23 protein-coding genes are annotated in these 26,280 nt (G+C 68.4%); 14 read left to right on the top strand and 9 right to left on the bottom strand.

Going from position 1 to position 26,280, the window contains the following annotated elements:
* Positions 1 to 15 precede the first annotated feature (15 nt).
* Positions 16 to 921 carry a DMT family transporter gene (locus tag ACTOWL_RS04060; RefSeq protein WP_441319907.1) on the top strand — a complete coding sequence of 302 codons (906 nt, stop codon included), beginning with the start codon at positions 16 to 18 and terminating at the stop codon, positions 919 to 921.
* 5 nt (positions 922 to 926) lie between these two features.
* Here ACTOWL_RS04060 and ACTOWL_RS04055 read toward each other — a convergent pair whose 3' ends face one another.
* Positions 927 to 1,193, bottom strand: coding sequence for a hypothetical protein (locus tag ACTOWL_RS04055; protein WP_441319906.1), 267 nt, complete (start codon positions 1,191 to 1,193; stop codon positions 927 to 929).
* A 271-nt stretch (positions 1,194 to 1,464) separates the two neighbouring features.
* Positions 1,465 to 3,156: a calcium-binding protein gene (locus ACTOWL_RS04050; RefSeq protein WP_441319905.1), complete on the bottom strand. Its 1,692-nt coding sequence runs from the start codon at positions 3,154 to 3,156 to the stop codon at positions 1,465 to 1,467.
* A 567-nt stretch (positions 3,157 to 3,723) separates the two neighbouring features.
* Between ACTOWL_RS04050 and ACTOWL_RS04045 the strand changes: the two genes are divergently transcribed.
* Positions 3,724 to 4,959 (top strand): hypothetical protein, encoded by a 1,236-nt coding sequence (locus ACTOWL_RS04045; RefSeq protein ID WP_441319904.1) that lies wholly within the window; start codon positions 3,724 to 3,726, stop codon positions 4,957 to 4,959.
* Positions 4,960 to 5,027: 68 nt separating this feature from the next.
* Here ACTOWL_RS04045 and ACTOWL_RS04040 read toward each other — a convergent pair whose 3' ends face one another.
* Together ACTOWL_RS04040 and ACTOWL_RS04035 are read right to left on the bottom strand one after the other, a co-directional pair.
* Positions 5,028 to 5,603 carry an NADPH-dependent FMN reductase gene (locus ACTOWL_RS04040; protein ID WP_441319903.1) on the bottom strand — a complete coding sequence of 192 codons (576 nt, stop codon included), beginning with the start codon at positions 5,601 to 5,603 and terminating at the stop codon, positions 5,028 to 5,030.
* Between the two features lie 145 nt (positions 5,604 to 5,748).
* On the bottom strand, positions 5,749 to 6,750 hold the full coding sequence (locus ACTOWL_RS04035; RefSeq protein ID WP_441319902.1) for an ornithine cyclodeaminase family protein: 1,002 nt from the start codon (positions 6,748 to 6,750) through the stop codon (positions 5,749 to 5,751).
* A gap of 154 nt (positions 6,751 to 6,904) precedes the next feature.
* On the opposite strand from ACTOWL_RS04035, the gene ACTOWL_RS04030 reads away from it, so the two are divergent.
* Entirely contained in the window at positions 6,905 to 7,366 is a 462-nt protein-coding gene (locus ACTOWL_RS04030; RefSeq protein WP_441319901.1) for an Lrp/AsnC family transcriptional regulator, read from the top strand.
* 15 nt (positions 7,367 to 7,381) lie between these two features.
* Here the strand turns inward: ACTOWL_RS04030 and ACTOWL_RS04025 are convergent, their stop codons facing one another.
* Positions 7,382 to 9,826, bottom strand: a complete 2,445-nt coding sequence (locus ACTOWL_RS04025) for a GcvT family protein (protein WP_441319900.1) — start codon at positions 9,824 to 9,826, stop codon at positions 7,382 to 7,384.
* A 1-nt stretch (position 9,827) separates the two neighbouring features.
* Positions 9,828 to 10,691, bottom strand: coding sequence for a phosphotransferase (locus ACTOWL_RS04020; RefSeq protein WP_441319899.1), 864 nt, complete (start codon positions 10,689 to 10,691; stop codon positions 9,828 to 9,830).
* Between the two features lie 62 nt (positions 10,692 to 10,753).
* On the opposite strand from ACTOWL_RS04020, the gene ACTOWL_RS04015 reads away from it, so the two are divergent.
* Entirely contained in the window at positions 10,754 to 11,383 is a 630-nt protein-coding gene (locus ACTOWL_RS04015) for a DeoR family transcriptional regulator (RefSeq protein ID WP_441319898.1), read from the top strand.
* Here ACTOWL_RS04015 and ACTOWL_RS04010 read toward each other — a convergent pair.
* Positions 11,380 to 12,315, bottom strand: a complete 936-nt coding sequence (locus tag ACTOWL_RS04010) for a GlxA family transcriptional regulator (protein WP_441319897.1) — start codon at positions 12,313 to 12,315, stop codon at positions 11,380 to 11,382. The genes ACTOWL_RS04015 and ACTOWL_RS04010 overlap by 4 nt on opposite strands.
* Positions 12,316 to 12,425: 110 nt before the next feature.
* On the opposite strand from ACTOWL_RS04010, the gene ACTOWL_RS04005 reads away from it, so the two are divergent.
* The 3 genes from ACTOWL_RS04005 to ACTOWL_RS03995 are packed head-to-tail and all read left to right on the top strand — an operon-like array spanning position 12,426 to position 14,211.
* Positions 12,426 to 12,890, top strand: a complete 465-nt coding sequence (locus tag ACTOWL_RS04005) for a nuclear transport factor 2 family protein (RefSeq protein ID WP_441319896.1) — start codon at positions 12,426 to 12,428, stop codon at positions 12,888 to 12,890.
* Positions 12,891 to 12,950: 60 nt separating this feature from the next.
* Complete coding sequence (locus tag ACTOWL_RS04000) at positions 12,951 to 13,337, top strand: nuclear transport factor 2 family protein (RefSeq protein WP_441319895.1); 387 nt, start codon at positions 12,951 to 12,953, stop codon at positions 13,335 to 13,337.
* A 37-nt stretch (positions 13,338 to 13,374) separates the two neighbouring features.
* Entirely contained in the window at positions 13,375 to 14,211 is an 837-nt protein-coding gene (locus ACTOWL_RS03995; RefSeq protein ID WP_441319894.1) for an alpha/beta fold hydrolase, read from the top strand.
* Positions 14,212 to 14,381: 170 nt separating this feature from the next.
* Here ACTOWL_RS03995 and ACTOWL_RS03990 read toward each other — a convergent pair whose 3' ends face one another.
* Complete coding sequence (locus tag ACTOWL_RS03990; protein WP_441320021.1) at positions 14,382 to 14,999, bottom strand: TetR/AcrR family transcriptional regulator; 618 nt, start codon at positions 14,997 to 14,999, stop codon at positions 14,382 to 14,384.
* A 78-nt stretch (positions 15,000 to 15,077) separates the two neighbouring features.
* Between ACTOWL_RS03990 and ACTOWL_RS03985 the strand changes: the two genes are divergently transcribed.
* Complete coding sequence (locus ACTOWL_RS03985; RefSeq protein WP_441319893.1) at positions 15,078 to 15,989, top strand: alpha/beta fold hydrolase; 912 nt, start codon at positions 15,078 to 15,080, stop codon at positions 15,987 to 15,989.
* Between the two features lie 431 nt (positions 15,990 to 16,420).
* The gene (locus ACTOWL_RS03980) at positions 16,421 to 17,506 is read left to right on the top strand and encodes a nucleoside hydrolase (protein ID WP_441319892.1); all 1,086 of its coding nucleotides are present in this window, start codon (positions 16,421 to 16,423) and stop codon (positions 17,504 to 17,506) included.
* Here the strand turns inward: ACTOWL_RS03980 and ACTOWL_RS03975 are convergent.
* Positions 17,490 to 17,918: an ester cyclase gene (locus ACTOWL_RS03975; RefSeq protein WP_441319891.1), complete on the bottom strand. Its 429-nt coding sequence runs from the start codon at positions 17,916 to 17,918 to the stop codon at positions 17,490 to 17,492. The genes ACTOWL_RS03980 and ACTOWL_RS03975 overlap by 17 nt on opposite strands.
* Positions 17,919 to 18,012: 94 nt before the next feature.
* Between ACTOWL_RS03975 and ACTOWL_RS03970 the strand changes: the two genes are divergently transcribed.
* The 5 genes from ACTOWL_RS03970 (at position 18,013) to ACTOWL_RS03950 (ending at position 26,199) form a co-directional block, all read left to right on the top strand.
* Complete coding sequence (locus tag ACTOWL_RS03970; RefSeq protein ID WP_441319890.1) at positions 18,013 to 18,858, top strand: helix-turn-helix transcriptional regulator; 846 nt, start codon at positions 18,013 to 18,015, stop codon at positions 18,856 to 18,858.
* A gap of 71 nt (positions 18,859 to 18,929) precedes the next feature.
* Positions 18,930 to 20,312, top strand: a complete 1,383-nt coding sequence (locus tag ACTOWL_RS03965) for an aldehyde dehydrogenase family protein (protein WP_441319889.1) — start codon at positions 18,930 to 18,932, stop codon at positions 20,310 to 20,312.
* Positions 20,313 to 20,340: 28 nt separating this feature from the next.
* Positions 20,341 to 21,498: an iron-containing alcohol dehydrogenase gene (locus ACTOWL_RS03960; RefSeq protein WP_441319888.1), complete on the top strand. Its 1,158-nt coding sequence runs from the start codon at positions 20,341 to 20,343 to the stop codon at positions 21,496 to 21,498.
* A gap of 305 nt (positions 21,499 to 21,803) precedes the next feature.
* Positions 21,804 to 23,045 (top strand): efflux RND transporter periplasmic adaptor subunit, encoded by a 1,242-nt coding sequence (locus ACTOWL_RS03955; protein WP_441319887.1) that lies wholly within the window; start codon positions 21,804 to 21,806, stop codon positions 23,043 to 23,045.
* Between the two features lie 22 nt (positions 23,046 to 23,067).
* A complete protein-coding gene (locus tag ACTOWL_RS03950) occupies positions 23,068 to 26,199 on the top strand; it encodes an efflux RND transporter permease subunit (RefSeq protein WP_441319886.1) in 3,132 nt (1,043 codons plus the stop codon).
* Positions 26,200 to 26,280 lie beyond the last annotated feature (81 nt).

Below are 26,280 nucleotides of genomic sequence, written 5' to 3'. Positions count from 1 at the left end.
CGGGCCGGCGACCGGATGGTGACGAACGCCGCACCAAGGGCTCCGGGGGTCTCGGTCCAGGGGCTGGGCCTGCTGGTCGCGACCAGCCTGATGTGGGGCTTCAACTGGCCGCTGGTGAAGTATCTGGTGGCGGTGCTGCCGCCCTTCTCGGTGCGGGCGGCGAGCGGCCTGATCGGCACCGCCCTGGTGCTGGCGATCGCCCTGGCGCGGCGCGAATCCCTGATGCCACCGCGCGGCCAATGGGGCCGGCTGTGCCTGGCCGCCGCGCTCAACGTCACCGCCTGGATGGCGCTGACCACCCTGTCGCTGCTGTGGCTGCGGGCGTCGGAGACCACGATCCTGGCCTACACCCTGCCGATCTGGGCCGCGCTGCTGGCCTGGCCGCTGCTGGGCGAGCGGCCGACCATGCGCCGCGGCGTCGGCCTGGTGCTCGGCCTGTCCGGCATCGTGCTGCTGGTGGCGCACAGCACGCCGGGCGAGGCCGATCTCGCCGCCAAGCTGCCCGGCGTGGCCTTCGCCCTGGCCGGGTCGATGCTGTTCGCGCTCGGCACCGTGCTGGCCAAGCGGGCGCCGGTGGCGATGCCGCCGACCGCCCTGGTGGCGTGGCAGACCGGGCTCGGCCTGCTGCCGCTGCTGCTGCTGTGGCAACTGCTCGAACAGCCGGATTTCGCGGCGCTGGAGGCCAGGGCCTGGGCGGCGCTGGTCTATGGCGGCGTCCTCGCCTTCGGCCTCGCCTATGTCTGCTGGTTCGCGGCGCTGCGCCGGCTGCCGGCCTCGGTCGCCACCATCGGGTCGCTGCTGGCGCCGGTGGTCGGCGTGCTCGCCTCGGTGGCGCTGCTGGGCGACCCGTTCGGCCTGCGCGAGATCGGCGCCCTGGCCCTGACCCTCGGCGGTGTCGCCCTCGCCACCTTCGCCCGGTGAGGCGGTCAGTCCTCGTCGTCGTCGTCGCGCGGCGGCAGGACGATCACCACCGGCGGCGGCCGGGAGCGGCGCCGAGGCTGCTCGTCCCAGGTCTCCACCCGGGTCCAGCCGTAGCTGCCGTGACGGTCCTCGACGTCATAGGTCTCGACCCGCGTGCAGCGGCCGTTGGAGCAGTTGGAGGAGGAGTTGCTGGACTGGCTGTCGGCCAGCGCCGGGCCGGCGGCGGCCAGAAAGAGCACGAGAGCGGCAGGCGCGAGTGTATGTCGAGTCATCGGTCGTCACTCCACCATTCGCGGCCAGCCTGCCCCGGCAATGCGGCCGGATAGTGGCGGCGGCGCGGGACGGGCCGGCCTGCGGACTCCGATTCTGGAATAGAACACGACCCCGGATCGTCTCTCTCTTGGGGGGTGCGAGAGCTCCCTTCCACCACTGGACCCCTCAGCCCCGCCTCTCCGGCGGGGCTCTCTTTGTGAAAACCTTCGCCAGCGCCTCGGCACAGGGGCGACGGCGCGGGCCTGGCGCAGCATGGCCAGCTCGGGCGGGCTACAGCACGAAGTCGCCGGCGGTCAGGGCGTGGTCGGAGGTGACGTTGATGGCGAAGTCCGAGACCTTGTCGCCATTGACGTCGACATAGACCACCTGGATCGAGCCCGCCGTCACCACCCGCAGCTCGCCGGCATGACGGGTGTAGTCGCCGGTGCCGAAGGTGAAGGCGGTGTCGCCGTTCGACGAATTGCCGTCCGCGTCGATCGCCGAGAGGTCGATCTCGTCGCCGGCCGCGAAGTCCCGGATCGTGTCCTTGCCGAGACCGGAGACCGCGCTGTCGGACAGGACCGCATAGACGAAGCGGTCGGCGCCGACGCCGCCCTTCAGCACGTCGCCTCCCCCGCCGCCGGTCAGGACATCCCCGCCGCCCATACCCCACAGCGTGTTGGCGCTGGCGTCGCCGGTCAGGATGTCGGCCTGGGCCGAGCCCAGAACCTGCTCGATGCCGCTGAAGGTGTCGCCCACCGCGTCGCCGCCGGCGACGGCGCCCGTCGCGAGATTGACCGAGACCCCGGCGGCGGAGCCGGTGTAGCTGGCCGTGTCGATGCCGGCGCCGCCGGTCAGCGTGTCGAATCCCGCCGCGCCTTCGAGCGTGTCGTTGCCGTCGCCGCCGTCGAGTTGGTCGTCGCCGGCCCCGCCCAGGATGTTGTCGTGGCCGGCCTCGCCGAAGACCTGGTCGTTCTCGCTGCCGGCGTCGACCGAGTCATTGCCGATGCCGCCATGGATGGTGTCGATCCCGGCCCCGCCGACCAGCCGGTCGGCCCCATCGCCGCCGGTGAGGCTGTCGTTGCCGGCCTCTCCGGACAGGGAATCGTCGCCGCCATTGCCGATGAGGGCGTCGTCGCCGTTCTCGCCGCCGAGGACGTTGCGGCCGTTGTCGCCGGTCAACTGGTCGTCATGGCTGGACCCGTACAGGTTCTCGATCTCATGCACACCGTCGCCCTCCGCATCGCCACCGGAGGCGGTGTCAGCCAGCAGGTCGATCACAACGCCCGAAGCCGAGCCCTGGTAGTTGGCCTGGTCGATGCCGGCGCCGCCGACGAGGAAGTCGGCGCCGGCCCCTCCGCGCAGCACGTCGTCGCCGTCGAAACCGGCCAAGTTGTTGTCTCCGGCGTCGCCCGTCAGCCGGTCGGCGAAGTCCGAGCCCCAAAGGCTCTCGATGCCGATCAGCGTGTCGCCCGCGGCATCGCCGCCCGCCAGCGTGCCTGCCGCCAGGTCGATCCGGACCCCCGCCGATGACGTCCGGTAGTTTGCGATGTCCCTGTCATCTCCGCCATCGATCACGTCCGCCCCGGCGCCGCCCGTCAAGAGGTCCTCGTCGCCGCCGCCGGAGAGGGTATTGGCCCCGTCATTGCCGACCAGGACGTCGTTGAAGCCGGAGCCGACGAGATTCTCGATGTCGACCAGCGTGTCGCCCCGCGCCTCGCCGCCAACCGTGGCGCCGCTGTTCAGGTCGACCTCCACGCCCTCGGCCGCGGCGGCATAGGTGGCGGTGTCGATGCCGTCGCCCCCGATCATGATGTCGGCGCCCAGGCCGCCCCGGATGGTGTCGTCGCCGCTCAGGCCGATCAGCGTGTCGTCGCCGGCGAGCCCGTTGATGATGTCGATGCCGTCAGGATTGCCGACGTTCCCCACATCCGTACCGGTGAGCGTGTTGTCTCCGCCATCGCCATTGATGATCTGCGCCATGCGAGCCCCTCCCCCAATGCCCCGGGGACAGCCGGGTCCGCTGCCTGGACCGGTGGCGCCGCAACGCCGTGCCAACCCGAAGCAGTCTCTTCGGGACGGCGGATGGTGATAGCGACAAGTTTCCTAACATGCAACACAACAACATATGTTGCAGACCGGTCCCGTCGGTGGTGCCGGGTGCCTGGAGGCTGAATCGAAGGCCGGCGAAGCGGCGCAGCAGTTCCCGCCGGTCGAGTCCTTGCCAGGGTGAGACCAATGCCGAACAGATCCCGATATCAAATGATTTCAATTGCCAACAAAACGTCATCGGTCGATACTTCGATGGATGGTAGCCTCCGCAATGAATCTAAGGCGTGCCGGCAGTTACTTAAAACTTCTTTTCGGAATTGTCTAAAATTAGTTAATTCCAGACAGGAACTTGAACCCGATCGCGGCTGAAGCCGTGGGCATGCATGGCATGATGCTGATCGTCGATAGCGGCGGGGCTGGCGTGCTTGTGTTGCAATCCTGCCTTTAGCGCCCGAACTCTTGTTCTTTGTATAAAACTCAAAAATTGGAGTATCGTCCATGGCCAACATGACGGCGATTGATCGGTGCAGGAAATTCGGTGTCGCGAACATTCAGGGCATCGCGTATATGCCTGGGCCAAGCGACTATACTAAGACTTCCGGACCAGGAATGCTGTACGAAAATTCAGATTTCTATAATAATATCTTCGAGGAGCTTTGGGGATACACAAATCCGGACAATATGGGAGAGAAAGGACGGAAGGATCTCTATCGTTTTCAACAGAAATTGGGCATCAACTTCATTCATTGCTATGATTGGGCCGCGCCCGTCTCGCAGAAGGACCAAAGCGGGCGGCTATTGCTGTTCCTGGAACATGTCAAATTCCTCCGAGTTTGCGCCAATCTCGGCATGAGGGCGACCATTCCCATCAGCAACTACACGATGGATCTCCTCAGCCAAGGCAAGACCGTCCTGGCTCGACAGAATGTCGAGGCCATCATCGGCGAAATCTATACGCCCAACCCGCCCCCCGCCAAAGCGCCCATTCCGGGCGTCGGGATGTGGAAGATCTTCAACGAGTACGAATTGTGGCACGACCGGAAGCCTGAGCACGTGGTCACCGTCATGACCTGGATCGCCGAATGGGAGGCAAAGAACTCGGTCCTGGATCCGAACCGGCTGCCGATGATGGTGTGCACGTCATTCGGCACGGAGGACGGCATTCAGGGTGCGGCCTATCTCAAGAAGGTGCGCGACGTCCTCATGCGGCAGGGCAAGATCGGCAACATCGATGCGGCTGATTTCTGGAACCAGCGCATCGTGTTTTCGACCAATCCCCAGAACCCGGGTTCCGACATCCAGGACTTCCTGAACAACCGCCTGCCCAACTACTGGAAGAAATACAACATCCCGATTCCGCCGGTCATGTTCACCGAACTCGGCTCGAGCATCAAATACGCCGGCAGTGAAGCCCTGCAGGCAGAATTGCTCTCGCAACAGATCGCGGCGTCGAAGCCCGGCGGCAGCAATGGCATGATGCTGGGCGCCTGCGTTTTCCTGAACGAAGAGCGTCCCTGGGAAGCTGGTGCGGAGAAGACCTTCGGCATCATGCGCTTTGGGCAGGACAGCAGCTGGGGGCTTCCGAAACAGAATTATCAGGCAAAGACCGCATACCCGCGGTGGGATCCACCTCCAAACAACTGGTGGTGGCTGCAGCCCGCCACTTATCCGGTCGAACAGCAGGCCCCCAAGCTGAACTATCAATCGGTCGTCAAGGCGTGGGGACCGCGATAGCGATCGTGGTCCGGCCGTCCGCCGCCTGAGCCGACGTCGGGAGAGTCGTCACCTGGCCGGTCCTGACGCTACGCCAGCGCCTCGGCATAGGGGGCGACGGCGCGGGCCTGGCGCAGGGTGGTCGCCCACCAGCGCAGCGCCTTCAGCATCACCGCCATGGCGGCGGTGGTCTGCTCCGGCTCGATCAGCCGGCCGGCGGCGTCGAAGCGGCGCGGGGCGAAGGCCAGGCTGACCGTGTCGCGCAGCGTCACCGCATGCAGCTCGGCGAAGACCAGGCGCAGCTGCTCCACCGCCCGCAGGCCGCCGGAGATGCCGCCGTAGCAGACGAAGGCCACCGGCTTGGCCTGCCATTCGGCATAGGCGCAGTCGATCATGAACTTCAGCACGGCCGGATAGCCGTGGTTGTATTCCGGCGTGACCACGACGAAGGCGTCGGCCCGGTCGATGCGCTCGCGGAAGACGGCGACGCCCTCCCCGTCCCTTCGGCCGCTCCAGTCCGGCAGGCCGAGCCTGCGCGGGTCGATCGGGTCGAGCGCGAAGCCGCCGGCCCGCTCGATCTCGCCGGCCGCCCAGCCGGCGACGGTGTCGCAGAACCGGCCTTCGCGGACGCTGCCGTAGATCAGGCCGATGCGGAGTTGGTCCATGATGTGCCCCTCGATTGGTGGTGAGTCGAGGGGATGCTACAAGTTCAAGGAAACTTTAAGTCCAGAGCCCTTTTTCGCGCGGCCGGCGTTGTGAAGGATAGCCTCGGCCACAAGGTCGGGGACGAGGCGATCTGACCCAGGGCCTCTACAGAGTGATCATCGTGCCCCTGCCCAACCGGCGGGCGTGGCGATAGGCGAGGTCTGCCGCCACCATGTCCTCCATCGCCGTCCCCATCGCCTTGTAGACCGTGATCTGATCCGCCGAGACACGCCCCGGCCGTCGCGCGAGCAGCATGTCGCCGAGCGTGATGCCGGTGTTTGGGTCGAGGCCGGCCAGTTCGCAGGATCCCACCGGGGTGGGCTCGAAAGCGTCCCTGGTCTCGACATAGAGCGTAGCCGCGCGAACCAAAGCGACCGGCAATTCGCCGCCCGGCGGCGCGACCCCGACCGACGAGACATGCGTGCCCGGACGGACCCAGCCGGCGTCGATCACCGGCTCATAGGAATGGGTCGCCAGGCAGACCACGTCGGATGAGCGGACGGCCGTTTCCAGCTCGGCCACCGGGGTGACGCCGGGATGGCGCGCGGCCAGGGCCTCGGCATCCTCAAAGCGCTTCGAGGCGACGCGGATCTCGGCGAAGTCCCGCACCAGCGGCAGCAGGCGGAGATGCTGGTCGGCCTGCACGCCCGCCCCCACCACGGTGACAACCCTGGCGTTCCGGCGGGCGAGCTCGCGCACCGACAGCACCGCGGAGCCGGAGGTCCGGACCGCCGTGATGTAGGTGCCGTCCATGATGCAGACCGGCAGGCCGCTGGCCGGATCGAACAGGTGGATGGTGGCGAGATGGCTGGGAATGCCCCGGCCGATGTTGCCTTCGAAGACATTGACGATCTTCACCGTCAGATTCATGCCGTCCGTCCAGGCCGGCATCGCCAGGGAATAGCCGGCCTGCGGGATGTCGAGCTGCGGCCGCGCCGGGGTGACGACCCGGCCCAGCGCCAGGGCCTTGAAGCCGGCATCCAGGGCATCCAGCAACTGCAGCGGGTCGATGCATGCCCGGACATCCGCCTCGCTCAACGTCAAAACCCTGGTCTCTCCCTTCGACAGCGACGGGAGAGCGATCGAAGCAGCCTCGGCCTTCGGCATTCTCAACCTCCTGAGAGCCGGCCCCGGTCGGGAACGGCAAGAATGGTCTCGATGCCAACAAGGCTATTGCGACGATCCGCGCGACAAAATACGTTGAATTTACGATTTTTGAGTGAAATCAGAACTGAAGTGTCCGTTAGAAAGTGCTTTTGACATGAGCGACCTCGACGGAGTCGATCGCACTCTTCTGCGGTTGCTGCAGGAGGATGGACGCCGCACGACCCTCGACCTTGCCGGGCGGGTGGGCCTGTCCCCGACCGGCACCAGCCAGCGGGTCAAGCGGCTGTTCCGCGACGGGTTCATCACGGCGGTCCGGGCCGTGCTCGACCCTCGGAAGCTCGGGCGCGGGACGCTGGTGTTCATCCAGGTCCGGCTCGACCACACGGCCCCGCAGGTCTTCGATCATTTTGCCGAGGCCGTGCGGCGGGCGCCGGAAATCCTGGAGTGCCACATGGTGGTCGGCGGCTTCGACTATCTGGTCAAGGCCCGGATCGCCGACATGGCGGCGTTCCAGGACTTCCTGCAGCGGGTGATCCTGCCCCTGCCGGGCGTCAGGGAGACCCACACTTACGCGTCGATCGCCCATGTGAAGCCGGACGCGCCCCTGCCCGTCTGACTCGCCCGGATCTTGCTACCCCTTCACCCGCTCCATGCGCGGATCGTAGAGCGGGTCGAGATGCACGCGGCACGGCACCCGCTCGGTCGCGACCTCCAGCTCGTAGGTGCTGGCCAGCAGCGCCTCGCGGTCCAGCCCGGCCGGGTCGCGGACATAGCCGAGGCCGATCGGCTGGCCGAGGGTGTGGCCGAAGCCGCCGCTGGACAGCCAGCCGGCTGGCTTGCCGTCGCGCAGGATGGTCTCGCGCCCCAGCAGCACCACCGCCGGGTCGTCGACCGTGACGGTGGCGAGGATCTTCTTGAGCCGCTGGCCGCGCTGCGCCTCCAGCGCCTCCCGCCCCTGGAACGGGATGGCGGTCTTCAGCTTCACCGCCCAGCCCAACCCGGCCTCGAGCGGCGTGTGGTCGGGCCCGATGTCGCTGCCCCAGGCGCGGTAGCCCTTCTCCAGCCGCAGCGTCTCGATCGCACGGTAGCCGGCATTGGCGATGCCGAATTCTGCCCCCGCCGCCATCACCGCCTCATAGACCCCGACGGCGAATTCGGTCGGGATGTGCAGCTCCCACCCCAGCTCGCCGACATAGGTGATGCGCAGCGCCAGCACCGGGGCGCCGGTGACGGCGAGCTGTCGGACCCGGCCGAAGGGGAAACCGGCGTTGGAGACGTCGTCGCGGGTCAGCGCCTGCAGCACGTCCCGCGCCTTCGGCCCCATCAGGCTGAGCACGGCATATGAAGAGGTGACGTCGACCAGATGCGCGTCGACACCCCCCGGGATGCTGCGCGCGATCCAGTCGAAATCATGGGTGGCGAAGCCGGTGCCGGTGGTGAGGTGAACGCGGTCCGGCGCCAGCCGGGCGACGGTCAGGTCGCATTCGATGCCGCCCCGGCTGTTCAGCATCTGGGTGTAGGTCAGCGTGCCCGGCGGCCGCGACACGTCATTGGCGCAGATCCAGGACAGCGCCGCCTCCGCATCCCGGCCGACCAGGGCGAATTTGGCGAAGGAGGACTGGTCGAAGACGGTCACCGCCTCGCGCGTCGCCCGGTGCTCGCGCGCCACCGCCTCGAACCAGCTCGGCCGGCCGAAGCTCGGGATCTCCTCCGCCGCCTCCCCCGCGGCCGCGAACCAGTTCGGCCGCTCCCAGCCCAGCTTCTCGCCGAAGCAGGCCCCTTGAGCCTTCAGCCGGTCATACAGCGGCGACCGGCGCAGCGGCCGGGCGCTGGCATGCTCCTCGTTCGGCCAGGCGATGGTGTAGTGCTTGCCGTACAGCTCCAGCGTCCGCTTGCGCACCCAGTCGACATCGGCCTGGGCCCGGCCGAAGCGGCGGATGTCGACCGGCCACAGATCGTAGGGCGGCTCGCCGCCCGCGATCCATTCCGCCAGCGCCTTGCCGGCGCCGCCACCCGAGGCGATGCCGAAGGCGTTGAAGCCGGCGCCGACATAGAAGTCACGCAGCTCCGGCGCCTCGCCGAGGATGAAGTTGCCGTCCGGGGTGAAGCTTTCCGGCCCGGCGATCAGCTCCTTCACCCCGGCCGTCTCCAGCGCCGGCACCCGGCCCAGCGCCAACTCGACGATCTGCTGGAAATGGTCCCAGTTCGGCTGCAGGAGCTGGAAGTTGAAACCGTCGGGGATGCCGTCGACCGCCCAGGCGATCGGGTTCGGCTCGTAGCCGCCCATCACCAGCCCGCCGACCTCCTCCTTCCAGTAGGTCAGCCGGTCGGGGTCGCGCAGGGTCGGCAAAGTGCGGGTCACGCCCGCGATCGGCTCGGTCACCATGTACTGGTGCTCGACCGACACCAGCGGCACGTTGACCCCCACCATGCGGCCGAGCTCGCGCGCCCATTGCCCGGCGCAGTTCACCGCCGCCTCGCAGGCGATGCGGCCGCGGCTGGTCAGCACCGCCGACACCCGCCCGTCCTTGGTCTCGATGCCGGTGACCTCGGTATCCTCCCAGATCGTGGCGCCCGCCATGCGCGCGCCCTTGGCCAGGGACTGGGTGATGTCGGACGGGTTGGCCTGGCCGTCGGTCGGCAGGAAGGCGGCGCCGACCAGGTCGTCGACCCGCATCGGCGGCCACAGATCCTGCGCCTCCTGGGGCGACAGCAGGTGCATCTCCAGCCCGAAGCTGCGGGCCGTGGTGGCCTGGCGCTTCAGCTCGGTCCAGCGCGCCTCGGTGCAGGCCAGGCGCAGCCCGCCATTCATCTTCCAGCCGGTGGCCAGGCCGGTCTCGCGCTCCAGCTCGGTGTACAGCCGCACCGAATGGCCGAGCAGCTGGGTGATATTGGCGCTGGAGCGCAGCTGCCCGACCAGGCCGGCGGCGTGGAAGGTGGAGCCGGAGGTCAGCTTGTGCCGCTCGATCACCACCGTGTCCGCCCAGCCCAGCCGGGCGAGGTGATAGGCGGTCGAGACCCCGACGATGCCGCCGCCGATGACCACGGCGCGGGCCTGGGTGGGAAAGGCGTTCATCTCACATCCTCTGGAAGTCGTCCCAGGCGCCCTCGAAGCGCCGCAGATTCTCGTCGGTATAGGCGGCGTAGTCGAAATCCAGCGTCGAGTGGATCTCCGACACCATGCTCCACAGCGTCTCGCGCAGCAGCGACGCCGCCTTCATCGCGGCGTAGCGCCGGCGCAGATCGGCCGAGGTCGGGGCGCCGAAATAGGCGTCCAGCATCGCCGCCTCCTCCGCAGCCGAGAAGCCGTTGTTCGAGGCCAGGCCACCGAGGTCGAAGAGCGGGCTGTTGAAGCCGGCATAGTCCCAGTCGACCAGCCACAGCCGCTGCCCGTCGTCGATGAAGTTCGCGGCCAAGAGGTCGTTGTGGCCGAGCACCAGCTCGACCGGCCCGACCGCCGCCTCCAGCTGCGCGGCGCGGCCGAGCAGCCCGGCCAACTCCGCCGCCGGCCGCCGGCCTTCGAGCGCATGGGCGTAGTCGCGTACGACATGGAACACCCAGAAGGCCAGGACCGGGCCGCGCAGATGGGCCGGCATCTCGTGATGCACGCGGCGCACCAGCTCCAGCACCCGCGGCGCCTGCTGCCGCACCCGTTCCGGCGTCAGCGTCTCGCCGGCGACGAAGCGGGTCACCAGGATGCCCGGTTCGGCATGCTCGACCTCGGGCGAGATGCCGGCGGACGCGGCGGCCCGGCTGGCCGCCAGCTCGTTGAAGCGCAGGATGTGGTGGTGCGGGATGTCGGCGCCCAGCCGCACGACATGGGCCCCGGCGGCATCGTCGACCCGGTAGTTGCGGTTGGTCAGCCCGCCGGCCAACGGGGCGATGGTGACGCGCCCGCTCCAGCAGCCCAACCCCGCGATGATGTCCGACGCATCCGGCATTCCCACCTCCCCGCCGATACGATAGGGCAATTCTCCGGGGCGAGGGAACGCCGCAGCGGGCCGTGCGCGCGTCCGACAGTTACAGCATCGCCGAGCCGGCGCATCGCTTCGAGGTCTCGACCGAAACAATCCGGCGCAGCGTCAAGCCGCTGATCGAGACCGGCGCCGTGGCGCGCTTCCATGGCGGGGTGATGCTGCCGGACGGGCTGGAGGAGCCGCCGTTCCAGCGCCGGATGCAGCGCAACCGCGAGGGGCGAACGGGATGCTTGCCGCCGCTCACCATCGCCGACAACGTGGCATGCTCGGTTTGGCTCAACTCGACCCGATATCTTACATTCATCCGGACCATCTCCGCCGCTGACGAAGACCCGGATGAATCGGAAATGAATCAATTATTTGACCAGAGCCAAGAGCGCACGCCGACCCGCTTCACCGAAAAGCAGGGCCAGTACCTCGCCTTCGTCTGGGCCTACTGCCAGGTCAACGGACGCCCTCCGGCCGAACGCGATCTACAGCGCTATTTCCGCGTCACCCCGCCGTCCGTCCATCAGATGGTGCTGACCCTCGACCGCCTCGGCTTGATCCGCAGACAGCCGGGCGTCGCTCGCAGCATCGAACTCCTCGTCAATCCGAACGAACTCCCTCCTCTCGCACCTCAACAACCCGTCAAATCCTCCGTGCAGAGGTACTAGAGCCGGGCGGTGCGGCGGACGGCCTGCGGCGGAAGCCCGAAATTGCGCAGGAACGCCCGACGCATCCGCTCGCGGTCGCCGAAGCCGATCTCGTAGGCGACGGTCTCCACCGTGTGGCGCCCTTCCTCCAGCATCAGGCGGGCGGCCTCGACCCGCAGGCGCTCCACCGCCTTGGCCGGCGTCTGGCCGGTCTCTTCGCGGAAGGCGCGGCTGAACTGGCGCGAGCTGAGCCGGGCCGCCTCGGCGAGCTCGTCCAGGGTCAAGGGGTTCTTGAGGTTGGACCTGGCGTAGGTCAGGGCGGACTGGATGCGATCCGACTTGGGCTCCAGCTCGATCAGGGCGGAATGCTGCGACTGACCGCCGGAGCGGCGGTGGTAAAGCACCATGGTGCGGGCTGCCGAGCGGGCGAGCCCAGGCCCCAGGTCCTCCTCCACCATGGCCAGGGCGAGGTCGAGGCCGGCGGTCATGCCCGCCGAAGTCCAGACCCCCTTGTCGGCCACGAAGATGCGGTCCTCGTCGACGAGGGTGTCGGGGAAGCGCAGGGCGAGCTCGCGCGCCACCATCCAGTGGGTGGTGGCGCGGCGGCCCCGTAGCAGGCCGGCCTCGGCCAGGACGAAGGCGCCGGTACAGATCGCGCCGATCCGACGCGTGACGGGAACGGCGGCGCGGAGCAGGTCGAGCATCTCCGGCGAGGTCTGCGGCAGGTCATTGCCGACGCAGACGATCAGCGTGTCGTAGCCGCTCACATCGTCCAGCCGACGGGTTTCGACCGAGACGGCCGCCGAGCCGCGCACCAGGCCCCCGGCCTCGGACAGCACCGAGAGCTCATAGGCCGGCGTTTCGCTCAACAGGTTGGCGATCTCGAAGACGGAGGAGGCCATGAGGCCGATCGCCTGGAAGCCCGGGTAGACGATGAAACCGATGCGGCGCATGCGTTGGCCCCTCATGGCGAGAAAGGTGGCATATATGACATGTCGGCCAAAAGGGGCAAGGCGTATGAGTCCCGGGACACAGCGAACGCCCGTTCCGAAAGACCATCACAATGAAAGACGCCAAAGCCCTGCTGCTCGAATTCCTCGCCGCCGTCCCGCGCGGCCAAGACGTCGCCGCCCTGTTCGCCGAGGACGGGGTGTTCGAGCTGCCGTTCCTGCATTCGGTGGGCATCCCCTGGCGCCACCGGGGTCGCCAGGCGATCAGCGAACTCCAAGACCTCGTCGCCGGGCTCTATCCGGACTTCGCCTTCAAGCCCGAGGACACCCGCGTCCTGATCGACACCCCGGAGCAGGTGTTCGCCGAATACATGGCCCACACGACGGCGGCAGCGACCGGGCGCACCGCCCATCACCTGTTTGCTGCCCGTCTCGTGGCCGAGAACGGCCAGATCAAGCTGGTGCGGGAGTCTCTGAACGTGGTCGCCGCCGCCCAGGCCCTCCTGCCCGGCGGCGTCAAGGACCTGCCCGATCCGGAGAACGTGATCTTCTCGGTTCCCCCGGACTACCGGAGCTGAGGCGGTCGAGAGTCCTCTTCCAGCATCGTCAATCATCAACCTTATCGGGGAAGTACGACCATGGCCGACAACGTGCAGATCGTCCTGAGCGCCTTCGAGGCCCTCTTCAACAAGCGCAATTACGCGGTGGCGGAGCGCTTCTGGTCGCCGAACTACATCCAGCACAGCGCCCACATCGCGCCGGGCCGGGAGGGGCTGTTCGAGCTCGTGAAGACCCTGCCCGACACGCTGCGCTACGACAACCACGTCGCGGCCGCCTCCGGCGATTACGTCATCCTGCACGGGCGGTTCAGCGGCCACGGCCTGCCCGCGGCGTGGGTCGTCGCCGACATCCTGCGCCTGGAGGACGGGGTGCTCGCCGAGCACTGGGACGTGATCCAGGACGAGGCCACGCGTGAGCAGTCGCGGAGCGGCCTGCCGATGTTCGGCGACAGGTTCCCGGGATGATCCTGCCGCGCGCCGGAGAACCTCAAGGAATATCTTCATGTCCAATGCCACGCATGAGACGGCTCCCACCGAATTCGCTCAGGTCGGAGGCGTCCGGTTCGCCTATCGGCGCTTCGGCAGGCCTGGAGGCCTGCCCCTGCTGTTGCTCAACTACTTCGCCGCGACCCTGGACGACTGGGACCCCCTGGTGACGAACGGGTTGGCGCGCGAGCGTGAGGTCATCCTGTTCGACAACGCCGGCGTCGGCGGCTCGACGGGCGATACGCCGCCGACGGTCGCGGCGATGACACAGGACTGTGTCGACTTCTGCCGGGCGCTCGATCTCATGAGCTTCGACGCCATGGGATTCTCGCTCGGCGGCATGATCGCCCAGCAATTGGCGCAGGATCATCCGGAGATGATCCGGCGGATGATCCTGCTGGGCGCGGGACCGCGGGGCGGAGAAGGCATGACCTTCACCGAACTTTCGGCCGACGAGCTGGACGATCCGGTCGCCCTGCTCATGGGGGCGTTCTTCACACCCGGCGAGGCCAGCCAGGCTGCGGGGCGAGCCTATATCGAACGGCTGAAGCTTCGCACCGCGGACCGCGATGCGCCGATCTCCAGGAAGGCCGCAGACGCCCAGTTGGAGGCGATCCGCGAGTGGGGCGCCGTTCCCTCGACGGACCGCTACGCGATGCTGGACAGGATCCGCCGGCCCGCCTTGGTCGTGCATGGGAACAGGGATGTCGTCGTCACGCCGATCAACGCCTTCATTCTGGCGCAGCACCTGCCTGACGCCCAGCTCGTGATGTATCCGGACGCCAGCCACGGGGCGCAGTCACAGCATGCGGGGGTCTTTCTGGAGCATGCGCGGGTGTTCCTGAACGGATGAGCTGCCGGGGCGCTCGCCCATTGTCGGAAAGGCGTGCTGCGCGATGACGGCGACCGGCCGAGCGCCGGTCTCCGGATTGGGCGCGATGCGGACGGCGCGAGTGAAAGGGCGCAGCGTCAGCTTGCCGCTCCAAGCGGGCTTACGGCTCCGGTACCAAGCGTCGGATTTTGTCACCAGGTCAGGCTTCCCCCGGGAAACCGCGCGGCGACGCCGGCGACCAGATCCTCGACGATCTCCTGCAGCTCCGCCGGCGTCGCGCCGTCGCGGGCCTGGATCGAGATGCCCTGCATGACCGCCGCCAGGTGCCGGGCCAGGCGGCGCCCCTCCTCCGCATCGGCGAAGGGCCGGAGGGCCTGTGTGATCCGCTCGCGCATGGCGTCGCGCCGGGCGGCGAGATCGCGGGCCAGCGCGGCGTGCTCGGGATGGCAGGTGGTCATCCCGCTGGAAATCATGCAGCTGCGCTCGCGATCGGGATGGGTGACGGCCCGGACCGCCGCCTCGAGCAGCCGCCGCACCGCCTCCGCCAGCGTGGCAGCCGCGGCGACGGGCGTCATGTCGAGCGAACCGAGGCTCTCCTCGTAGCGGTTCAGCGCCTCCTGGTAGAGCCCGGCCTTGCTGCCGAAGGCCGAATAGAGGCTCGGCGGCGCGATGCCGATGGCCTTGGTCAGGTCGCCGACCGACACCCCTTCATAGCCGTGCCGCCAGAACAGCCGCATGGCGGTCTCGATCGCCCTGTCGCGGTCGAAGCTCCACGGCCGCCCGCCGCGCGATTTCGCATCCGGTTCCATATCGACCACTAAACAACATCTTGACGCCCGGCGTCAAACAGGTTGATTAGTGATCGATAAATAACATGGATGACACTGATGGATCGCTCACGACGCAGCTTCCTGGCCGGAACGATCGGCCTTGCCGCCCTCGCGGTTCACGCCAGGCTCGGATTCGCGGCCCCACAGGCCCGGGAGACCTTCTCCGCCCGGTCGTCGGACGGCACGATGCTGACAGGAGAGGCGCAGGGCAACCCGCAGGCGCCCGAAATCCTGTTCATCCACGGCCTGCGCCAGAGCCGGCTGAGCTGGGACAAACAGTTCGCCGACCCGGCCCTGGCCGGCTTCCGCCTGGTCCGGTTCGACCTGCGTGGCCATGGCGATTCGGACAAGCCGCCCTCCCCCGACGCCTATGCGGATGCCGACCGCTGGGCCGACGACGTCGCCGCCGTGATCGCCGCCGCGAAGCTGCGCCGCCCCGTCCTGGTGGGCTGGTCGCTCGGCGGCTACGTGGCCGGCGCGTATCTGCGGAAATACGGCGGCGCGCGGGTCGCCGGGATCAACCTGGTCGACGCGGTCACCCGGCTCTCGCCGGATCTGCTGACGCCGCTGGCGGGCACCTTCGCCCGGACCACCACCTCGCCCGACCTGGCCGAGCGGACGGCCGAGACGGCGCGCTTCCTCGAGGCCTGCTTCCACCAGCCGCCAACGGGCGCGGAGCTGCAGCGCATGCTGGTGGTCAACGGCATGACGGCGCGGGCCGTGGGCGAGGGCTTCGTCAGGACGGCCACGCCCGATCTCGAACCCGTGTTCCAGGCCTATGCCGGCCCGATCCTGCTGACGCATGGGGCGCATGACCGGCTGGTCCGCCTGGCCATGTCGGAGCGGATCAAGGCGATCCACTCGGGAAGCCGCCTCTCGGTCTATGCGGAGAGCGGCCACAGCCCCTTCTATGAGGAGCCCGACCGGTTCGGACGGGAGCTCGCCGCCTTCGTGACGGCCGGGGGCTGATCTGGGGGTCCGGGGGCTTGGCCTGTCCCCAAAAGAAAACAGGCCGCATCGCTGCGGCCCGAGTTTAGGGAGGAAACGCCCAAGAAGTGCGTTACGACAGCAGCTCATCACTGCATATCGCACTGCAACATAAGCATGCCGCGGCGAGGTTCGCAAGCGGAAAAAGATTAAAAATTGATCACGCTCGATTCTGCCCAAAATTTGCCCTGTTTCGGGGCGGATGCCAGCGGAATGGGCGCTCACAGCCGCTTGATCAGCCAGAGAACGAGGTCGTCGCCGACCGGCACCGATTCGCCCGGCACCGCCGACTTGTCAGGTGACCCGCTCATGATCTGCGCTGCGGCCGGTAACAGAAGCGTGCCATCGTAGGACACCGGACCGCCGGCGACTCGGATCGAAGGACGCGCGTCCGCACAGGAGGAGGCACAGGAATGCAGCGATGGATCGCCGCCGCGGTGGCGGCATGGGCGCTGGCCGCGGCACCGGCCGTGGCCGCCGAGAAGATCATCCTCGACACCGATTTCAGCACCGCCGGGGATGACGGCCAGGTCCTGATCATGGCCGCGCAACTCGACCACCAAGGGGTGATCGACCTGCTGGGCGTCACCGTGGTGACCGGCAACAACTGGCTGAAGCAGGAGGTGGCGGACGCGCTGCGCGCGGTCGAGCGCCTGGGCATCGAGGACAAGGTCGGCGTCTATGCCGGCGCCAACCTGCCGCTGGTGCACGACCCGGAGAGCTTCGAGAGCGAGCGCGCGCTGTACGGCTTCGGCGAGAGCTACAAGACCGCCTTCCACCGGCCGCAGCCGGCCGATGCCGACCTGGTGGCGCCGCCGGACGGCTTCGCCACCAAGGCCAAGCTGCGCGACCAGGACGCGGTCGACTTCATTGTCGACACGGTCAAGGCCAACCCGCATGAGGTGTCGCTGCTGGTGATCGGCCCGGCCACCAACATCGCCCTGGCCGTGCGCAAGAACCCGGAGATCGTGCCGCTGATCAAGCGGATCGTCTACATGGCCGGCGCGGTCGATATCCGCGGCAACACCACCCCGGCGGCCGAGATGAATGTCTGGATCGACCCCGAGGCGACGCGCATCGTCATGCGCGAGCCGATCGACCAGGCCATCATCCCGCTCGACGTCACCGACATCACCCAGCTGTCCAAGACCGATTTCGACCGCATCGTCGCCGGCGACGGGCCGATTCCGGCGCTGTTCAAGGACAGCTGGATGGCCAAGGCCTATGCCAGGGACGCGGCGGCGACGGTCAACGTCTTCGACACGCTCGCCCTCGCCTATCTGGTCGACCCCAGCTACGCCACCGAGGTCGAGGAGCTGTATCTCGACGTCGACATCGCCTTCGGCCCCGGCTACGGCCGCACCTTCGGCTATTGGCAGGAGCAGCCGACCAGGCTGCTGCAGAAGGTCAAGGTGGTGAAGCAGTTCGACAACCGCCGCTTCTTCGACCTCTATGTCGACCTGATGACCCGGCCGGTGCCGATCAAGCCGGCGACCTGACGGCCGGCCGGACAAGCCCGAGCGCGATCGAGGCGTCGAGCCGGTCGACCACGTCGCGATGCTCGGCCAGCAGGCCGTCGCGCAGGCGGTACAGGTCGGCGGTGGCGAAGCGCAGCACCGCGCCGGTCGGCGCCGCACCCAGCAGGAGGCCGCGATGGGTCCCCTGCCACTGCGCCATCGCCATCAGCCGATCGCCCTCGACCACCACGTCGTGGCGCAGGGCCTGCAGGTCCGGCAGCGCCGTCTGCAGCATCCGGGCGAATGCCTTGTAGCCGGCGATGCCGGGCGCGATCAGCGGGCTGTCGCTGGTGAAGTCCGGATGCACCATCTCGTCCACTGCGGCCAGGTCGTGCCGGCCGTACAGCCGCTCCCGGAACTCCAGGAACCGTTGCCGCACGTCTTCGCTGCTCATCACGTCCCTCCTCGGTTTCCGTCAGCCAAGGATCGCGGCCGTGTTATCCTGGAACCAGAGGACAAGTTATCCTGGTACTGGGAGCATCAGGCTGATGGCGGAGCAGCGGCGGGCCCGGGACCGGCAGGATCTGGCGGCGTTCCTGCGCGGCCGGCGCGAACGGCTGGAGCCGGCGGCCGTCGGGCTGCCGGCCACGGCGCGGCGGCGCACGCCGGGCCTGCGGCGCGAGGAGGTGGCGCAGATCGCCGGCGTCGGGGTCACCTGGTACACCTGGCTGGAGCAAGGCCGGGCCATCCAGGTCTCGGCCCATGTGCTGGAGCAGGTGGCGCGGGCGCTGCGGCTGGACGCGACCGAGCGCGCCCATCTCTTCACCCTGGCTCATGACCGGCCGCCGCCGATGCGGCCGGCGGAGAGCATCGGCGTCACCCCTGCCCTGCGGCGGATGCTCGAGGCGGTCGACGGCCCCGCCTATCTGGCCACGGCCTGCCTTGACGTGGCCGCCTGGAACACTGCGCTGGCGGCGGTGTTCGGCGACCTCGCCCCGCTGTCGCCCGAGGACCGCAACATGCTGTGGCTGGTCTTCGCCAGCCCGCCGCACCGCGCCGCGATCCCGAACTGGGAGGCGGAGGCGCGCGGCATGCTGGCCCGCTTCCGCGTCGAGTTCGGCCGCCACCGCGACGATCCGGCCTTCCTGGCCCTGATCCGCCGGCTGGACCAGGCCAGCCACGACTTCCACCGCTGGTGGCCGGAGCAGGACGTCACCCGGCGGCCGGACCCGGTCAAGCGCTTCAGCTCGCGGCACGGCCCGATGGCGCTGGAGCAGAGCGTGTTCCGGGTCGAGGAGGCGCCGGACCTGCGGCTGGTCGCCTATGTCCCGGTCGACGAGGACAGCCGCCGGATCGTGGCCCGGCTGCGGCGGGAATGGCAGCCCGATCACTGAGGATCCTTCTGGGAAATCCGGGGCGATGGCCGCAAGATGCGCGCCGCAGGGAGGCTGTCCCGAGACGACGAATGACCCAGATCCTGAAGACCATCACGCCGGTGAACGGCGGCGTCTATGTCGAGCGGCCGCTGGCGACGCCGGCCGAGGCCGAGGCGACGCTGGCCCGCGCCCGGGTGGCCCAGGCCGAGTGGCGGCGCGTGCCGGTGTCGGAGCGGGCGCGCCTGCTGTCCGCCGCGGTCGACGCCTTCGTCGCCGCCGGGCCGGAGATCGCGCGCGAGATCACCTGGCAGATGGGCCGTCCGGTCCGCTACACCCCCGGCGAGGTGCGCGGCTTCGAGGAGCGCGCGCGGTACATGATCTCGGTGGCCGAGGGCGCGCTGGCCGACATCGATGTCGGCCCGAAGGAGGGCTTCCGCCGCTTCATCCGGCGCGACCCGCTGGGCACGGTCTTCGTCGTCGCCCCGTGGAACTACCCCTACCTGACCGCGGTCAACGCCGTGGTCCCGGCGCTGATGGCCGGCAATGCGGTGATCCTGAAGCATTCGCACCAGACCCCGCTCTGCGCCGAGCGCTTCGCCGAGGCGTTCAGGGACCTGCCGGCCGGTGTGTTCCAGCACATCCATGCCGACCATGACACCACGGCGAAGATGATCGGCAGCGGCGCGGTCGACTTCGTCGCCTTCACCGGCTCGGTCCCCGGCGGCCGCGTGGTCGAGGAGGCCGCCGCCGGCCGCTTCGTCGGAATCGGGCTCGAGCTCGGCGGCAAGGACCCCGGCTATGTCCGCGCCGATGCCGACCTGAAGCACGCGGTCGAGACGCTGGTCGATGGCGCCTTCTTCAACTCCGGCCAGTCCTGCTGCGGCATCGAGCGGATCTATGTCCACGCCTCGGTCTACGACGCCTTCGTCGAGGGCGCGGTCGAGCTGACCCGGCAATACGTGCTGGGCGACCCGACCGAGGAGGCGACGACCCTCGGCCCCATGGTGCGGGCCGGCGCCGCGGACTTCGTGCGCGGCCAGACCGCCGAGGCGGTGCGCCAGGGCGCCCGCGCCCTGATCGACGCCAAAGGCTTCGCCGCCGACGCGCCCGGCACGCCCTATCTGGCGCCGCAGGTGCTGACCGGCGTCGACCATTCGATGCGGGTGATGACCGAGGAGAGCTTCGGCCCCGTCGTCGGCATCATGAAGGTGGCGTCGGACGAGGAGGCGGTGCGGCTGATGAACGACAGCCCCTACGGCCTGACCGCGTCGGTCTTCACCCGCGACGTCGACGCCGCCATCGCCATCGGCGACCAGGTCGCGACCGGCACCTGGTTCCTGAACCGCTGCGACTATCTGGACCCGGCCCTGGCCTGGACCGGCGTCAAGGATTCCGGCCGCGGCTGCACCCTCTCGACCCTTGGCTACGATTACCTGACCCGGCCGAAATCCTTCCACCTGCGGCTTCCCTGACCGGCGCCCCCTTTCCGCGAGACCAAGAATGCTCAAAGGCAACTGGAACTACCCGACCGCGGTGAAGTTCGGCCCCGGCCGGATCAAGGAGCTGCCGGACCTGTGCAAGGCCCATGGCCTGAAGCAGCCGTTGCTGGTGACCGATCCCGGCCTGGCGAAGCTGGCGATGATCGTCGATGCGGTCGCCGCCAACGAGGCCGCCGGCATCCCGACCGCAGTGTTCAGCGACGTCAAGCCGAACCCGACCGGCAAGAACGTCGCCGACGGCATCGCCGTGTATCGGGCGGGCGGCCATGACGGCGTCATCGCCTTCGGCGGCGGCAGCCCGCTGGACGCCGGCAAGGCCATCGCCTTCCACGCCGGCCAGTCGCGCCCGCTGTGGGATTTCGAGGATATCGGCGACTGGTGGACCCGCGCCGACGCCGCCAAGATCGCCCCGGTGATAGCGATCCCGACCACCGCCGGCACGGGGTCGGAGGTCGGCCGCGCCGGCGTCATCACCGACGAGGACGCGCATGTGAAGCGCATCATCTTCCACCCGAAGATGATGCCGGTCGTGGTGATCGCCGATCCGGAACTGTCGGTCGGCCTGCCGCCGCATGTCACCGCCGCCACCGGCATGGACGCGCTGGCCCATTGCCTGGAGTCCTTCTGCGCCCCCGGCTTCCACCCGATGGCCGACGGCATCGCGCTGGAGGGCATCCGGCTGATCCGGGAATGGCTGCCGGTCGCGGTCAAGGACGGCAAGAACCTGGAGGCGCGCAGCAACATGCTGGTCGCCGCCAGCATGGGCGCCACCGCCTTCCAGAAGGGGCTGGGGTCGATCCACTCCCTCGCCCATCCGCTCGGAGCGCTTTACGACGCCCATCACGGCCTGCTGAACGGCATCCTGATGCCCTACTGCATGGTCCACAACCGCGACGCCATCGAGGGCCGGATGGAGCGGCTGGGCCGCTACATCGACCTGTCGAACCCCAGCTTCGACACGGTCCTGATCTGGGTGCTGGATCTGCGCCGCGAGATCGGCATCCCGCACACGCTGAAGGAGATCGGCATCGGCGACAACCGCGCCGAGGAGATCGGCCGCATGGCCGAGGCCGACCCCTCGACCGGCAGCAACGCCAAGCCGGTCAACGCCGACGACCTGCGCGCCGTGTTCGTCGACGCGGTGAACGGGCGGCTGTAAGGCTGGCACCTTCCCCGTTCCCTGTCATGCCTGGGCTTGACCCGGGCATCCAGAGAGCGTCGACACCTTCTGGATTGCCGGGTCAAGCCCGGCTATGACAGTGAGGGGAGCGCCCCCTCCCCTCTCTTTCCGACCCGATACGGCTGCGCCGGTCGCCCTTTACTCGTGCGGCATTTTGCATTCCGTCGCATCGGTCGCATTGAAAATTATTAACCCCATCGCAGTGCACAAAAGTCTTACATGTCGGTGAGGCACCGGGGCGGGCAGGCCTTTTTACGGTGCGATCCGGCTGCGGGAATCAGGCCATGAAGCGCTCGGTTTTGGGGGTCGTCGCGGTCCTCGGCATCGTTGTTGCCGCCGTCGCATGGCAGCGCTTCGGCAACGCCGACGCGATCGAGCGCAGCGGCAAGACCGCCGAAGCCCCGGGCCAATCCGGAGCGAAGAACGCGGGCCGGTCGATCCCGGTGGTCACCGCCGCGGTCGAGCAGAAACCTGTCGCCACCACCATCTCCGCGATCGGCACGGTCGAGCCGATCGCGACCGTCCTGGTCACCTCCCGCATCGACAGCCAGGTGATGCAGGTGCATGTCGCCGACGGCCAGACCGTCCAGGCCGGCGACCTGCTGTTCACCCTCGACGACAAGCCGCCAAAGGCCGCCGTTGCCCTGGCCCAGGCCAATCTGGAGAAGGACCAGGCCGACCGCGACCAGACCGCGGTGGATGTCGAGCGCGACAAGCCGCTGGTCAAGACCGGCGCGGTCTCGCAGCAGGCCTATGACCTGGCGATCGCCGCCGCCAAACGGTCGGAGGCCAGCGTCGCCGCCGACCAGGCAAATCTCGACCAGGCCCAGCTGACCCTGTCCTACACCCAGGTCCGGGCCCCGATCACCGGCCGCCTCGGCGTCGTCTCGGTCACCGCCGGCAACCTGGTCAAGGCCAACACCACCAACAGCAACGCCACCAGCGGCGCGGTGACCAGCCTGGTCACCATCACCGAGATGACGCCGATCCGGATCGCCTTCACCGTGCCGGAGCGCAGCCTGGACGCGATCCGCGCGGCGATGACCGGCCCGACGCCGCCGAAGGTCGACGCCTTCGACAGCGACGGCCAGCGCCGCCTCGCCAGCGGCCAGCTGAGCTTCATCGACAGCACGGTCGACACCAAGTCGGGAACGATCCCGCTGAAGGCAACCTTCGACAACGCCGCCTTCGCCCTGTGGCCGGGGCAGTTCGTGCGGGTGGCGCTGCAGCTGGGCACCCAGGACAACGCCATCACCGTGCCGACGGTGGCGCTGCAGGCCGGCCAGGAGGGCCCCTTCGTGTTCGTCGCCAAGCCGGACGGCACCGCCGAGATGCGGCCGGTGACGGTGGCCCGCACGGTCGGCGACACCGCCGTGGTCGCCCAGGGCGTGAAGCCGGGCGAGAAAGTGGTGACCGAAGGCCAGCTGCGGCTGATGCAGGGCAGCCGCATCACCGAGAAGACGACCGGCATGGCCCCGGCGGCGCCGCGCGCGGACGGCGTCGCCTCCGCCGTCAGCCCGACCTGATCCGGGCGCGGGGGACACGAAAATGAATCTCTCGGAGCTCTGCATCCGCCGTCCGGTGATGACGACCCTGCTGACGGTCGCCATGGTCATGGCCGGGCTGTTCGCCTTCGGCCAGCTGCCGATCGCGGCGCTGCCCAACACCGACTTCCCGGTGATCAACGTCTCCGCCAGCCTGCCCGGCGCCAGCCCGGACACGATGGCGAGTTCGGTGGCGACGCCGCTGGAGAAGCAGTTCGAGACCATCGCCGGCATCCAGTCGATGTCCGCGACCTCGACCCAGGGGTCGACCACCATCACCCTGGAATTCGACCTGAACCGCGACATCGACGCGGCCGCCGCCGACGTCCAGTCTGCCATCACCGCGGTGCAGCGCAAGCTGCCGCCGGAGATGACCTCGCCGCCGAGCTACCGCAAGGTCAACCCGGCCGACGCGCCGATCATGCTGCTGTCGGTCAGCAGCGACACGCTGCCGCTGTCGACCCTGGACGCCTTCGCCGAGCAGGTGATCTCGCCCAGCCTGTCGACCCTGACCGGCGTGGCCCAGGTGTCGATCTACGGCAGCCAGAAATACGCCGTCCGCATCCAGATCGACCCCGACGCGCTGAACCATCGCGGCATCAGCGTCGACGACGTCCAGAACGCGGTCGCCGCCGCCAATGTCAACACGCCGGTCGGCACCCTGCAGGGTCCGCAGCAGCAGCTGATCCTGCAGGCCGACACCCAGATGTACGACGCCAAGGCCTTCGCCGACCTGATCGTGGCGTCGCCCAACGGCATGCCGGTGCGGCTGGGCGACATCGCCAAGGTGATCGATTCCGTCGAGAACGACCAGACGGCCAGCTGGTTCGACCAGAACCGGTCGATCGTGCTGGCGGTGCAGCGCCAGCCCGACGCCAACACCGTCGCCATCGTCGACGCGGTGAAGGAGCTGCTGCCGAAGTTCAGCGCCGACATGCCGCCTTCGGTGAAGATCAACGTGCTGAACGACCGGTCGACCTCGATCCGCCAGGCGGTCACCGACGTGCAGTTCACGCTGGGCCTGACCATCGCCCTGGTGGTGATGGTGATCTTCATGTTCCTGCGCCGCCTGTCGGCCACCATCATCCCGACGATCACGGTGCCGATCTCGCTGGTGGCCACCATCGCCGGCATGTATCTCTGCGGCTTCTCGATCGACAACATCTCGCTCTTGGGCCTGACCCTGTCGGTCGGCCTCGTGGTCGACGACGCGATCGTGATGCTGGAGAACATCGTCCGCTACATCGAGGAGGGCATGAAGCCCTTCGAGGCGGCGCTGAAGGGCAGCCGCGAGATCGGCTTCACCATCCTGTCGATCACCCTGTCGCTGGTCGCCGTGTTCATCCCGGTGCTGCTGATGGGCGGCGTGGTCGGCCGCATCTTCAACGAATTCGCGGTCGTCGTGACCATGTCGATCGCGGCCTCGGCCTTCGTCTCGCTGACGCTGACGCCGATGATGTGCTCGCGCTTCCTGCACGCCCATGACGAGGAGAAGCCGGAGGGCGCGATCGGCCGGACGCTGGAGCGCGGCTTCGACGCCATCCTCGGCTTCTATTCGCGGACGCTGCGCTGGTGCCTGGCGCACCGCCCGGTGATGCTGCTGGTGTTCTTCGGCACCATCGCCGGCACCATGCTGCTGTTCCAGGCGATCCCGAAGGGCTTCTTCCCGACCGAGGATCTGAGCCAACTGCAGGTCACCACCCAGGCGCGGCAGGACGTGTCCTTCGACGCCATGATCGGGCTGCAGAACCAGGTCCGCGACGTGTTCCGCACCTCGCCCTATGTCCAGGACGTGGTGTCGAGCGTCGGCACCAACGGCTATGGCGGCACGCTGAACTCCGGCCGGCTGTTCGTGCAGCTGAAGCCGAAGGACCAGCGCCCGCCGCTCGACACCGTGATCTCCGACCTGCGGCGCCAGCTGGGCCCGATCTCCGGCATCGACAGCTACATCGTGCCGGTGCAGAACCTGCGGGTCGGCGGCCGCTCCTCTTCCAGCCAGTACCAGTTCGTGATGCAGGGCCTGAACCAGCAGGAGCTGTACAACTGGGCCGGCAAGATGACGACCGAGATGCGAAAGTCGTCGGTGCTGCAGGACGTGGTCAGCGACCTGCAGCTCAACGCCCTGCAGGCGACGCTGAAGGTCGACCGCGACAAGGCGGCCCAGCTCGGCGTCACCAGCGACGCGCTGCGCTCGACCCTCTATGGCGGCTTCGGCACCGAGCAGATCTCGACCATCTTCACCTCGGTGGACAGCTACGAGGTGATCCTCGAGCTCGACCCGGCCTTCCCGTGGTCGGCGGATTCGCTCGACAAGATCTATGTCCGCTCCTCCAACGGCCAGCTGGTGCCGCTCGGCGCCTTCGCCACGGTGGAGCGCACGGCCGGGCCGCTGTCGGTCAACCAGCAGGGGCAGCTGCCGGCCGTCACCATCTCCTTCAACGTCGCCGGCGGGAAGTCGCTCAGCGACGCGACGGCAGATGTCGACCGGATCAAGGCCGAGATCGGCCTGCCGGTGACCATCACCACCGCCTATGCCGGCAACGCCCAGGTGTTCCAGCAGTCGCTGCAGAACCAGGGGCTGCTGCTGCTCGGCGCGGTGCTGACGATCTACATCGTGCTCGGCATCCTGTATGAGAGCTTCACCCACCCGCTGGTGATCCTCTCCGGCCTGCCCTCGGCGGCGATCGGCGCGCTGGGCACCCTGATGCTGTTCCGCACCGACCTGTCGGTGATCGCGATCATCGGCGTGCTGATGCTGATCGGCATCGTCAAGAAGAACGCGATCATGATGATCGACTTCGCGCTGAACGCGCAGCGCAGCGAGGGGCTGCCGGCGCGCGACGCGATCTACCGCGCCTGCACCCTGCGCTTCCGGCCGATCATGATGACCACCATGGCGGCGCTGATGGGCGCGCTGCCGATCGCGGTCGGCCAGGGGGCGAGTGCCGAGCTGCGCCAGCCGCTGGGCCTGGCGGTGGTCGGCGGGCTGATCGTGTCGCAGATGCTGACGCTCTACATCACCCCGGTGCTGTACCTCTATGTCGAGGACCTGACCCACGGCGCCCTGTCCTTCGGCCGCTGGCTCCGGCGCGGCGGCAAGGGCGGGGTCGTGCCTGGTCACGCCCCGGCGGAGTAGTCGCCGCCGGAGCCAGCCCCCTCACCCACCCGCCGCCAACGCGGCGGGCCCCTCCCTCTCCCCGAGGTGAGGGAAACAAGA

The organism is Inquilinus sp. CA228 (assembly GCF_052078665.1).
Classification (GTDB): domain Bacteria; phylum Pseudomonadota; class Alphaproteobacteria; order DSM-16000; family Inquilinaceae; genus Inquilinus.
Note: the sequence above shows the minus strand (reverse complement) of the source record. Positions and strands in the feature narration are given on the sequence as shown.

Bases quoted from the DNA above. Each gene is read 5' to 3' on its own strand.
- ACTOWL_RS04060 (WP_441319907.1), top strand. From the start codon at position 16: ATGGTGACGAACGCCGCACCAAGGGCTCCGGGGGTCTCGGTCCAGGGG.
- ACTOWL_RS04055 (WP_441319906.1), bottom strand. From the start codon at position 1,193: ATGACTCGACATACACTCGCGCCTGCCGCTCTCGTGCTCTTTCTGGCC.
- ACTOWL_RS04050 (WP_441319905.1), bottom strand. From the start codon at position 3,156: ATGGCGCAGATCATCAATGGCGATGGCGGAGACAACACGCTCACCGGT.
- ACTOWL_RS04045 (WP_441319904.1), top strand. From the start codon at position 3,724: ATGGCCAACATGACGGCGATTGATCGGTGCAGGAAATTCGGTGTCGCG.
- ACTOWL_RS04040 (WP_441319903.1), bottom strand. From the start codon at position 5,603: ATGGACCAACTCCGCATCGGCCTGATCTACGGCAGCGTCCGCGAAGGC.
- ACTOWL_RS04035 (WP_441319902.1), bottom strand. From the start codon at position 6,750: ATGCCGAAGGCCGAGGCTGCTTCGATCGCTCTCCCGTCGCTGTCGAAG.
- ACTOWL_RS04030 (WP_441319901.1), top strand. From the start codon at position 6,905: ATGAGCGACCTCGACGGAGTCGATCGCACTCTTCTGCGGTTGCTGCAG.
- ACTOWL_RS04025 (WP_441319900.1), bottom strand. From the start codon at position 9,826: ATGAACGCCTTTCCCACCCAGGCCCGCGCCGTGGTCATCGGCGGCGGC.
- ACTOWL_RS04020 (WP_441319899.1), bottom strand. From the start codon at position 10,691: ATGCCGGATGCGTCGGACATCATCGCGGGGTTGGGCTGCTGGAGCGGG.
- ACTOWL_RS04010 (WP_441319897.1), bottom strand. From the start codon at position 12,315: ATGCGCCGCATCGGTTTCATCGTCTACCCGGGCTTCCAGGCGATCGGC.
- ACTOWL_RS04005 (WP_441319896.1), top strand. From the start codon at position 12,426: ATGAAAGACGCCAAAGCCCTGCTGCTCGAATTCCTCGCCGCCGTCCCG.
- ACTOWL_RS04000 (WP_441319895.1), top strand. From the start codon at position 12,951: ATGGCCGACAACGTGCAGATCGTCCTGAGCGCCTTCGAGGCCCTCTTC.
- ACTOWL_RS03995 (WP_441319894.1), top strand. From the start codon at position 13,375: ATGTCCAATGCCACGCATGAGACGGCTCCCACCGAATTCGCTCAGGTC.
- ACTOWL_RS03990 (WP_441320021.1), bottom strand. From the start codon at position 14,999: ATGGAACCGGATGCGAAATCGCGCGGCGGGCGGCCGTGGAGCTTCGAC.
- ACTOWL_RS03985 (WP_441319893.1), top strand. From the start codon at position 15,078: ATGGATCGCTCACGACGCAGCTTCCTGGCCGGAACGATCGGCCTTGCC.
- ACTOWL_RS03980 (WP_441319892.1), top strand. From the start codon at position 16,421: ATGCAGCGATGGATCGCCGCCGCGGTGGCGGCATGGGCGCTGGCCGCG.
- ACTOWL_RS03975 (WP_441319891.1), bottom strand. From the start codon at position 17,918: ATGAGCAGCGAAGACGTGCGGCAACGGTTCCTGGAGTTCCGGGAGCGG.
- ACTOWL_RS03970 (WP_441319890.1), top strand. From the start codon at position 18,013: ATGGCGGAGCAGCGGCGGGCCCGGGACCGGCAGGATCTGGCGGCGTTC.
- ACTOWL_RS03965 (WP_441319889.1), top strand. From the start codon at position 18,930: ATGACCCAGATCCTGAAGACCATCACGCCGGTGAACGGCGGCGTCTAT.
- ACTOWL_RS03960 (WP_441319888.1), top strand. From the start codon at position 20,341: ATGCTCAAAGGCAACTGGAACTACCCGACCGCGGTGAAGTTCGGCCCC.
- ACTOWL_RS03955 (WP_441319887.1), top strand. From the start codon at position 21,804: ATGAAGCGCTCGGTTTTGGGGGTCGTCGCGGTCCTCGGCATCGTTGTT.
- ACTOWL_RS03950 (WP_441319886.1), top strand. From the start codon at position 23,068: ATGAATCTCTCGGAGCTCTGCATCCGCCGTCCGGTGATGACGACCCTG.